Source organism: Butyricicoccus intestinisimiae (genome assembly GCF_018918345.1).
In the GTDB taxonomy this organism is placed as follows: Bacteria; Bacillota; Clostridia; order Oscillospirales; family Butyricicoccaceae; genus Butyricicoccus_A; species Butyricicoccus_A intestinisimiae.
The window spans coordinates 1-9,632 of the sequence record NZ_JAHLQI010000014.1; the positions used below are offsets into that span (position 1 = coordinate 1).

8 protein-coding genes are annotated in these 9,632 nt (G+C 47.6%); all 8 read right to left on the minus strand.

Annotated features, from left to right (window positions below):
* Nucleotides 1–200: 200 nt before the first annotated feature.
* The gene (locus tag KQI75_RS13385) at nt 201–1,205 is read right to left on the minus strand and encodes a sugar ABC transporter substrate-binding protein (protein ID WP_216471330.1); all 1,005 of its coding nucleotides are present in this window, start codon (nt 1,203–1,205) and stop codon (nt 201–203) included.
* 65 nt (nt 1,206–1,270) lie between these two features.
* Nucleotides 1,271–2,059 carry a TIM barrel protein gene (locus KQI75_RS13390; RefSeq protein WP_216471331.1) on the minus strand — a complete coding sequence of 263 codons (789 nt, stop codon included), beginning with the start codon at nt 2,057–2,059 and terminating at the stop codon, nt 1,271–1,273.
* Nucleotides 2,059–3,066: an inositol 2-dehydrogenase gene (gene iolG, locus KQI75_RS13395; protein WP_216471332.1), complete on the minus strand. Its 1,008-nt coding sequence runs from the start codon at nt 3,064–3,066 to the stop codon at nt 2,059–2,061. Before iolG ends, KQI75_RS13390 begins: the two co-directional genes overlap by 1 nt.
* 366 nt (nt 3,067–3,432) lie before the next feature.
* Nucleotides 3,433–5,091 carry a solute:sodium symporter family transporter gene (locus KQI75_RS13400; protein ID WP_216471333.1) on the minus strand — a complete coding sequence of 553 codons (1,659 nt, stop codon included), beginning with the start codon at nt 5,089–5,091 and terminating at the stop codon, nt 3,433–3,435.
* Between the two features lie 259 nt (nt 5,092–5,350).
* Complete coding sequence (locus tag KQI75_RS13405) at nt 5,351–6,358, minus strand: asparaginase (RefSeq protein WP_216471334.1); 1,008 nt, start codon at nt 6,356–6,358, stop codon at nt 5,351–5,353.
* 112 nt (nt 6,359–6,470) lie between these two features.
* The gene (locus KQI75_RS13410) at nt 6,471–8,222 is read right to left on the minus strand and encodes a 1-deoxy-D-xylulose-5-phosphate synthase (RefSeq protein WP_216471335.1); all 1,752 of its coding nucleotides are present in this window, start codon (nt 8,220–8,222) and stop codon (nt 6,471–6,473) included.
* Nucleotides 8,223–8,337: 115 nt separating this feature from the next.
* Nucleotides 8,338–8,745 (minus strand): hypothetical protein, encoded by a 408-nt coding sequence (locus tag KQI75_RS13415; RefSeq protein WP_216471336.1) that lies wholly within the window; start codon nt 8,743–8,745, stop codon nt 8,338–8,340.
* A gap of 223 nt (nt 8,746–8,968) precedes the next feature.
* On the minus strand, nt 8,969–9,364 hold the full coding sequence (locus tag KQI75_RS13420; protein ID WP_216471337.1) for a trimethylamine methyltransferase family protein: 396 nt from the start codon (nt 9,362–9,364) through the stop codon (nt 8,969–8,971).
* Nucleotides 9,365–9,632: the final 268 nt, after the last annotated feature.

Sequence of the window (9,632 nt, forward strand, 5' to 3'; positions counted from 1 at the left end):
AGAATTTCGCCCGGCTTGACCGCCAGCTGCATTTTATCAAGAGCTACTACACCGGGGAATATCTTTGTCGTATTTTTTAATTCTACTACATATTCACTCATTGATTTTCACCCTTTTCTGTAATGAAAAAATGGAACAGACAGCGGATGCCGTCTGTTCCACTTTCCTTGTCGGTTAAATGACGGACAAACGCGAAATACTTACTTGATCTTTGCCAGATACTCGTTCATCTTATCAATGCGAGCCTGTGCATTATCCTTTTCGATAATCTCTGTGCCGGTATCTACATTGTCAACCGACTCGCCCTTTGCAGCCTTTACCGCAGTCTCACAAGCCTTATAGCCCATGTCATACGGCTGCTGTGCACAGGTCAGCGTCAGAGAACCGTCCAGAACTGCCTGACAAGCACTGGTAGAGCCATCGAATCCGAGGAAGATGGTCTTTTCATATGCCTTGTTGCCCTTTGCTGCCTTTGCAGCTGCACAAGCCATATCGTCGTTGTTTGCACAGATGATTGCCACGCCTTCCGGATGCGTCTGCATGATCGCTTCCATGGAGTTTACAGCCTTATCTGCAACTGCATCTGCGTACTGGGTTTCCTTCTCAAGGAAGGTGCCGCCAGCTTCTTCAATGCCTTCTTTGTAGCCGGTCATACGAGCAGTGTTGGTAGCATCGCCCTGCACACCTGCAATCTCAATGCATTCAACCTTGTCCCAACCGGCTGCCTTTGCTTCTTCAACTGCTTTTTCTGCGCCCATCTTCGCAGCCTTTTCGTTGCCGGTACCAACAAAAGAGACAACCTTGTCCGAGTTGATGTTGGTATCCAGTGCAATAACCGGCTTGTCGGTCGCTGCAATCTGTGCCGCCACAGAATCCGACTGCAGCGGAGCGATAATATACGCATCATAACCGCCGCCGTTGATATCGGTGTCAATCATGTTGGTCTGTTCATCGTAGGAAGTCTCAGACGGAGGGCCCTTGACGTCGACCTTGACGCCCGGATTGTCCTTCTCGTACTGCTCGCAGCCTGCCTTGATGAGCTGCCAGTGCTCGGATGCTTCGGTCTTGAGGATAACGCTGACCTTCAGTTCATCGCCGGAAGAACCGGAACCAGCTGTCTTGTCGCCGCCGGAGCTGCCACAAGCACACAGACCTGTCACCATTGCGCCTGCCAAAAGCATCGCTGCCAAACGCTTCATTTTCATAATTCTTCTCCTTTTCTCTTTCCTGTGGATTTTTATTCAACAGCCCTACCTGCTGTTAGAATCCATTAGCAATGCTGCATGATGGCAGCTACCGCGGTCTTGGTGTCGGTCTCCGGGAACAGCTCATATCCCACTCTGCCCGTGTAACCGCACGCCTCCAGATAGCGAATGACCTTGGTGTAATTGATTTCACCCGTGCCCGGCTCATGTCTGCCCGGTGCGTCTGCCACATGAATATGACCGAACTGATCTGCATAGTTCGAGATCGTATCGCAGATGCATCCCTCATTGATCTGCATGTGGTATACGTCGTACAACAGCTTGAGTCGCGGAGAACCAATCAGGCGGCAGATTTCTGCGCCCATCTGCGTCGTTGCAAGGAAGTTGCCGACATGATCGGTCGTGATGTTCAATGCCTCAAGGTTCAGATTGATTTCCTCTTCCTCTGCCAGCTTTGCGCAAGCCAGAAGGGTATCATACATCGAGCACAGCTTGACGGTATGAGACAGGTTGTCATAGTGGTTGACAACGATGCCGCCATCGCCCAGCGCGTTGGAATGAATCGTTACGCTGGTTGCGCCGACTTTTTTCGCTGCGTCAATGGACTGCTTGAGATATGCGAGATACGGCTCCTTGTGTGTCGGATCAACCAGAGAATAATCGGCATCTCCGTTAAAACCGGAAATTGCGATGCCAGCCTTCTGTGCTGCTTCTCTCGTTGCATCCAGATCACGAATGCGCCAATCCCAGAACTCTACAGCTTCAAAGCCGTCATCCTTTGCTGCCTGAAAACGATCGAGCCAACCCAGCTCGGTGTACAGGGTATCAATGCACGCGCATTTTCTCAGTGCCATTATTCTACCTCCGAAATTTTAACCGGACGGCCTTCATGCAGAGACTTGGTTGCAGCTGCTGCCATCAGTACCGGATACAGACCATCTTCGCCGGTAACCGGTGTCTCTGTGTCGTTTGCCACTGCCTGTGCAAATGCCTGCATCTCTGCAACAAATGCGCCGGTATAACGATCCCACATAACCTTATAAGCAGTGCCATAGGTTGTTCCCTCTGCGGTAGACAGAACAGCCGTGTTCGGAATATCATTTTCATCCTGTGCACAGCCTTCGGAGCCAAATACTTCGACTCTCTGATCGTAGCCGTAAACCGCCTTACGGGAGTTGTCAATCACACCAATGGCACCGTTTTCAAACTTCAAGGTGACAACAGCGGTATCGACATCGCCTGCTTCTCCAATGCCCGGATCTACCAGAACAGAACCATATGCAGATACTTCTGTAACCTCAGATCCTGCAAGGAAGCGAACCATGTCAAAGTCGTGAATCATCATATCGTAGAAGATACCGCCGGATACCTTAACATAGGATACCGGAGGTGGCTCCGGATCACGGGAGGACACTTTAATCAGATTGACCTTGCCAATCTTGCCCTGCTGTACCATATCGTATACAGCACGATGGTTGTGGTCAAAGCGACGGCAGAAACCAATCTGCAGCTTGACACCTGCATCCTTTGCCGCGTTAATTGCTTCATGTACCTTATTCAGATCATAGTCAATCGGCTTCTCACAGAAGATATGCTTCTTTGCTTTTGCAGCCTCGATGATGAAGTGTGAATGAGTGTCCGTAGACGAGCAAATCAGGACTGCTTCAATTTCCGGATCCTCTAAAATATCAGCCGCGTCAGTCGTGACATTCGGGATATGATACTGTGCAGCGAACTCTCTCGTTGCGTCGTTTGCAAACGGATCTGCAATGGTCTTGATTTCCATCTCCGGAACAAACATCGAGATGTTCTTTGCATGTACCTTGCCGATACGGCCGGCACCAATAATGCCTACTTTCATATTTGTGGTCTCCTCTCACATAGTAGCAACACAATAGGTTGTTTTCTCTTGTGATGCTATTATATCTCGACAAAAATAAAGAAAAAACGCGGCTCTCTTTGGATTTTGCGCAGTTTGTCTACGAATGTTTCCTGTGCAATCTGCCTAATTTCTCAAAAAATTCTCTTATTTTTAGATTTTTTCTCCATGTCTCCCGGATATTTTGCGGTTTTTCTTTTGATGTTGTGTTATTTTTTGATTTCTGCGCCAAAAAAAGTCTCCGCATCACACACTCGGATACGGAGACTTTTGTTTTGGAGAGATTCGGCAATCTGCCTTCCGGCAAATTGCCGATAAAAAAGGATTGGAATTATCAAAGAAATAAATTTATGCTACACCGATTCCCAGCGGGGAGAAGAAGATATATACAGCGACAACACAAATCAGGACAACAATCGAAACAACCTTGCGGTACTTCCACGGGGTCAGATCGACAGCCTTGACGTCCTGCTGCTCCCATGCCTGCATGTCCGGATGTGCTTTTTTGTTGCGCTTGTTCATAATCGCCATGATGATCAGCTCAATCGGCCACAGGACAGCAACCGCATACAGATAATGCATGGTGCCGCCGCCCGGATAAGACGGAGCAAGAAGCATAAACAGACCATATACAACGACATGGAACACCATAATAACCTTTGCCGCATACTTTGGCAGATACTTGAAGAAGAAACCGCCAAATACTGCAGACAGAACCGGCAGACCAATCAGCATAACAAACGAATCCAAGAAGGTCTTGAGTCCTGCCGGGAAGAAATATACCATCGGGCCAACAATTGTTGTAGCGACTGCGAATACAATGCCAATCTTCTTGCCGACATCGACGAGCTTTTCTTCCGATGCCTTTGGATTGATATACTCATGATAAATATCCATGGTGAACATGGTGTTGACGGAGTTGAGTACCGAGTTAAACGAGGACAGAATCGCGCCGAACATAACCGCAGCAAAGAAGCCCATGAGCGGTGCCGGAATTACCTGTGTAACCAGATGCGGATATGCATCATCCATCATAGAAACCTGATCTCCCTGCAGTTCAAACAGCGCATATGCAATGACACCAGGCAGAGCAAGGAACATAAAGCCTGCGATTTTCAAAAAGGCACAATACAGTGCACCCTTCTGTGCTTCTTTCAAATTTTCTGCGGCGAGAACACGCTGAATAAACGACTGATGCGTGCACCAAGACTGTAAGCCCAAGAACACCAGACCAGTGAATACCGTCGGCCACGGAACAGCCGGAGCCTCTGCATTGATCGGTGCAATAGAGTTCAGCTTATCTGCATGATTGGCAACGAGATACTTCCAGCCGTCCAGAATGGCAATGGTGCTCTCACTGCCGGCAGCGTGACCCAGTACATTGAGCGCAAAAAATGGAATCATCAAACCGCCAATCAGCAGGCCGACACCGTTGACTGTATCCGAAACGGCAACCGCCTTGAGTCCGCCGAAGATAGCGTAAATAGATCCGACAACGCTGATTGCAATACACAGAACACAGATCGACTGGAACTTGGTGATGCCCAACAGTCCCGACAGATTGAAGATATTTTCAAATACCAGTGAACCGGAATACAGGATAACCGGAATCTGAACAACCAGATACAAAATAATATATGCAATGCAGAACCACAGCTTGGTGGAACGGTCAAAACGCAGACCAATCAATTCCGGAATGGTTGTGATGCCGCTCTTCAGATACCGCGGCGCTGCCCACAGCGCCAGCACAATCAATGCCGTTGCCGCCAGCACTTCGAATGCCATCGGACTCATACCAACAGCCCAAGTCTGGCCATTGGTGCCGACAAGCTGTTCGGCGGATAGATTGGTCAGCAGCAGCGAGCCTGCAATGACAAAGCCCGGCAGGCCTCGACCCGCCAGAAAATATCCGTCTGCGGTTGTTTGATCGTCACCTTTTGTTTTCACATAGGAGATGACAGCAACCAGAATGGTAAATGCAACAAATGTAATCAGTGTAAATGCCATAGTTTCACTTTCCCTCTCTTATATAGTCTTTCACACACTTTGCAAATAAAAAGCAGTTTGCTCTCCACACGTGCTTTTCTGTTTGCTCTGTTATGATACCTCGATTTTTCTTGTGAAAAAACAGCATTTTTTTGGATTTACCGAACAATTTCTACAACATGGTTTGTCTATGTTCTCGGATTTTCCTGTGCAGTTGTGTTTCTTTTTGCCGATTTCTTATTTTTTCTCAGTTTTTTCTCGCTTTTGTTTCGATGGTGTCTTATTTTTGGTCACCATTTATCTCCATGTATTTTTTGACCGCATCGACGGAGTCAAAATGCGCCAGCGCCCACATAAGCTTCATAACGAGGAACTCCGTCGTTTGGTCTCCCGCAACAATGATTTTTTGTTTTGCCAAGCTCTTGCCGACGGCGTAAATGTCCAAATCGACGCCCTCATACATACACTGCGTGGTGACAACCACTGCAAGACCCGCCTGCGCCAGCTCCTGTACTTTTCCCAGCAAATCCGGCTGCTCATTTGGAATGCCGCCAATACCAAAACTCTCTATCACAACGCCGCGAAAGTTCTGTCTGATATAGTCAAAAATTTCCGCCCTCATGCCCGGAAACAGTTTGAGAACAAAAACATCCCGACACAGCTCCGGCTGTGCGCAAAACAACTCTGCTGTTTTTTCGTGCATCCTATGCCAGAAAGCCGTTTGTTGTATTGGCAGTGTATATGCGGCAAGTCCATTTTCAACATGGGCAACCACCGGAAAATTGATGCTGGCGAACGCATCGCGGCTGCGTGTTCTGCACTTCGTCGCGTGTGCGCCATGTATGATTTTTCCGTCAAAGGCGACAAAAACACCGCGCACCGCTTCACAAGCAAAACAAATTGCATCGAACAGATTTTTCTTTGCATCGGTATCCTGCGCCTCTATGGGGATTTGCGAACCGGTCAGCACGACCGGCTTGCCGAGATGCCGCAGCATCACAGTCAGTGCCGCAGCGCTGTACGCCATGGTATCCGTGCCATGCGCAAGCGCAAAGCCGTCATATCTGTCATAATTTTGTGCAATGGTCTGTGCCAAGATTCCCATGCGCGCTGGATTCATGTTGGTGCTGTCAATACTCATAACCGAAATGCCGGTCAACTGACACAAGGATGAAAGATCCGGCAGATAGGAAAGCAGTTGTTTTTCGTCTAATGCCGGTGTCAGCCCCTGTTCCGTCGGTGCCGACGCGATGGTTCCTCCGGTTGCTATGAGTAAAATTTGTTTCATAATACCAGCCTCCCGCTTTCATTTGTTCTAATCGTATCACACCCGTTGTCATTGCGCCATAGAAAAAACGGAGTTGTAACATGTTCCAACTCCGTTTTCATCGTTTTGCTGCTTATAACAGGGCAATCACATCTTCTGCGATTTGTCCCGCTGTCAGACGATTGCGCTTGACTACATCCTCTGCATCATAGCGATCCAGAAATTCCTTCTTGAGACCATAGTTGAGCACCTTCATGTCAGAGTTTCCATAGAAACGAGCAATCTTTTCGCCAAAGCCTCCGTCCAGAATGCCGTCTTCTGCCGTGATGACAATGTCATGTTCTGCCTTCAGGCTCTCCAGCAGTTTTTCATCAACACCGGTAATATACATCGGATTGATCACGGTCGGCTGCACGCCCGTCTGCTTTGCAATCTCTTGCGCTGTCTCCTGTCCCAATGTATAGAAATTGCCGAGACCGATGACAGCAACGCGGCTGCCCTTCTGCGTCACTTCATACGTATTGTACTGAGAGAAGTCTTTGGTACACGGCACGCCGGAAGTTACGACCTGCATTGGCACGCGGATTGCCACCGGAACATTGTTCTGCTCCACGCTCCAATCCAGCATCGCCATGTATTCTTCCTTGGTTGTCGGCGCAAGATAGACCAGATTCGGAATATTCGCCATCATGGGAATGTCATAAATACCCAGATGGGTCACATCGTTCATACCATATACCGATGCCGCAAAGACCAGAATTGTCGCAGCATTGCTGTTGACACACAAATCCTGTGACAGCTGATCATAGGTGCGCTGAATAAAGGTGCTGTATACACCGTATACCGGCTTACCGCCATTGGCTGCGATGCCGGAAGCCAATGCAACTGCTGTTTCTTCCGCAATGCCGACATCTACAAACTGTTTGCCTGCCAGCTTTCTTCTGTTTGGTGTAAAGCCCAAAATCGGCGGCGTCGCAGAGGTAATACCAACCACTGCCGGATCTTTCTTCATCTTTTCCAACAAATACTGTGCGGTCAGTTCAGAATAGTCCTCGCCCGCATCGGCCAGCAGCGGCTTGCCGGTTTCCGGATCAAACGGCATACACCAATGCCAAGTTTCCTTATCCTGTTCAGCCGGCGCATATCCTTTGCCCTTTTGGGTGCAGATGTGTACAACAACCGGATATGTGCTGTCCTTTACCTGCTTGAATGCTTCAATCAAAGACGGGATATCATTGCCATTCTTGACAAATACATAATCCAGTCCCATCGCGCGAAACAAATTGCACGCTGCCTTTCCATCTGTGTCGCGCAGCTGCTTCAAATTCTGATACAGACCGCCGTGATTTTCTGCGATGGACATGTCATTGTCGTTGACGACAATAATCAGATTGCTGTTCAGCTCTGCTGCAAAATCCAGACCTTCGAGCGCTTCGCCGCCGCTCAGCGAACCATCTCCGATAATCGCAATAATGTTCTCGCTGCCACCGAGCAAATCTCTGCCCTTTGCCAGACCGCAGGCCAAGCTGACGGAAGTGGAGGTATGTCCAATCACAAAGAAATCATGCGCGCTCTCACTCGGTTCACTGTAACCGGATACATCGTCATAGTGCTCCTCATACAAAAAGGCGTCTTTTCTTCCGGTCAGCATCTTGTGGCAATAACTCTGATGCGAAACGTCAAAGACCATTTTATCCTTTGGAGAATCAAACACGGTATGCAGTGCAATCGTCGCTTCGACCATGCCAAAGTTTGGGCCAAAGTGTCCGCCATGCTTGCTGAGCTTACGAAACAGAGCCTCCCGCATCTCTTGCGCCAGCACATCCATTTGCTCCAAGCTGAGTTTTTTCACATCGTTCGGGCCGTCAATTCGTTCCAAATACATGAGGTATCCTCCTTATTTTCGGTGCGTTTCTGTTCATCATGGGCATTATAGCACCTCAAGTCAGGTTTAGGTCAAGTGTTTTTTATCGTTCTTTCAAAATAAAAATTTCTACAAATCATATGTCTTGTTCTTGCTTCAATTGTTGTAAAAAATCATCCATATCTCCTACAGCAGCTTTCACTTGAAAGGTTAAGCGATTGCGTGTATCTTCAATCACGCCCGTTATATTGAGATACCCTCTTGCGTGAAACGCAAAATCTATATGTGTCTCTGTATTTATAAAATAATCATTGTGTATCAGGGTTGTTTTTCCTGTATACGTTTCACACATCGCCGACAACTCGCTATATAGTTGTTGTAGCTCTAATACGGAAGAATCCATCTCCGCCGCACCTGCGAATGCACCGGACTTTACATAAACATGAAATCGGACATCCGGTGTATATGAATTCTGTAATAGGTTTAACGTTTGAAAGTTATTCAATACAAAATAATCTCCATTTTCGCATTTTAAAAGTGCCATGTATATCACCCGCCTGTTTCATCTGTTGTTTTTATCATACTCATTTTTCTCATTATGACAGATTATAATATGTTTGCCGCCGCAGGCTTTCGCCCGCGGCGGCTGCTTTTCTTCTTCATCTGTGCCCATATGCTCTCTTTTTTGTTCATACAAAATATTCTTCTCTATGAGAATGCATGGAAGAAATTCAAATTTCCCCTGTCTTTTCTCTTTACTTGTATTTTTACATTGCTTCAATTCGATCCAGAATATCAGCTGGCAAGCCGGATTTCAGCAGCACAGTTCTGACACGCGCCTTCGTATCCGCGTCCAGTTCCGGACGGTTATTCTCAAATTCATCCATCAATCGTTCGATTTCTTCCTGAATGCTGTCCTCATAATACGTTGGACTCTTGGTTTTTGCATCTCTGCCGCCGATGTGCGGCATGTACAAGTCCATAAAATAATCCAGTGTATAATCACAGGCAACAAAGCCGCCGGTATGTGCCTGTTCCTTGATGTCGTCGAGACACAGCGTTTCTTCATTGACTTCAAACGGCGTCAGCGCTGCCTTGACCAAACGAATAACCTCAAAGTCTGCAATCATCTTTTCTATGCTGGTCGCGTTTACGCTGTCCACAATGCCGCCGTCAATGTCATAATCTTCATTTTACAGAAAGCAAAAAAGCAGCCGTCCAACTGCCCATGGATTCTTCCACGAAACAGCTGATTCAGCTGCCAAAAAGTTCACCGAAGATTGCAGAAGCGGATCTGCAAATGTCTCACATTAGTACCAAAAAAGCCTGATTTCTTGCGAAATCAGGCTTCTAATGGAGCTGCTAGGCAGATTTGAACTGCCGACCTCATCCTTACCAACAGCAATCCGACCGTTTTATCGAACTTTTTCT

Bases quoted from the DNA above. Each gene is read 5' to 3' on its own strand.
- KQI75_RS13385 (WP_216471330.1), bottom strand. From the start codon at position 1,205: ATGAAAATGAAGCGTTTGGCAGCGATGCTTTTGGCAGGCGCAATGGTG.
- KQI75_RS13390 (WP_216471331.1), bottom strand. From the start codon at position 2,059: ATGGCACTGAGAAAATGCGCGTGCATTGATACCCTGTACACCGAGCTG.
- iolG (WP_216471332.1), bottom strand. From the start codon at position 3,066: ATGAAAGTAGGCATTATTGGTGCCGGCCGTATCGGCAAGGTACATGCA.
- KQI75_RS13400 (WP_216471333.1), bottom strand. From the start codon at position 5,091: ATGGCATTTACACTGATTACATTTGTTGCATTTACCATTCTGGTTGCT.
- KQI75_RS13405 (WP_216471334.1), bottom strand. From the start codon at position 6,358: ATGAAACAAATTTTACTCATAGCAACCGGAGGAACCATCGCGTCGGCA.
- KQI75_RS13410 (WP_216471335.1), bottom strand. From the start codon at position 8,222: ATGTATTTGGAACGAATTGACGGCCCGAACGATGTGAAAAAACTCAGC.
- KQI75_RS13415 (WP_216471336.1), bottom strand. From the start codon at position 8,745: ATGGCACTTTTAAAATGCGAAAATGGAGATTATTTTGTATTGAATAAC.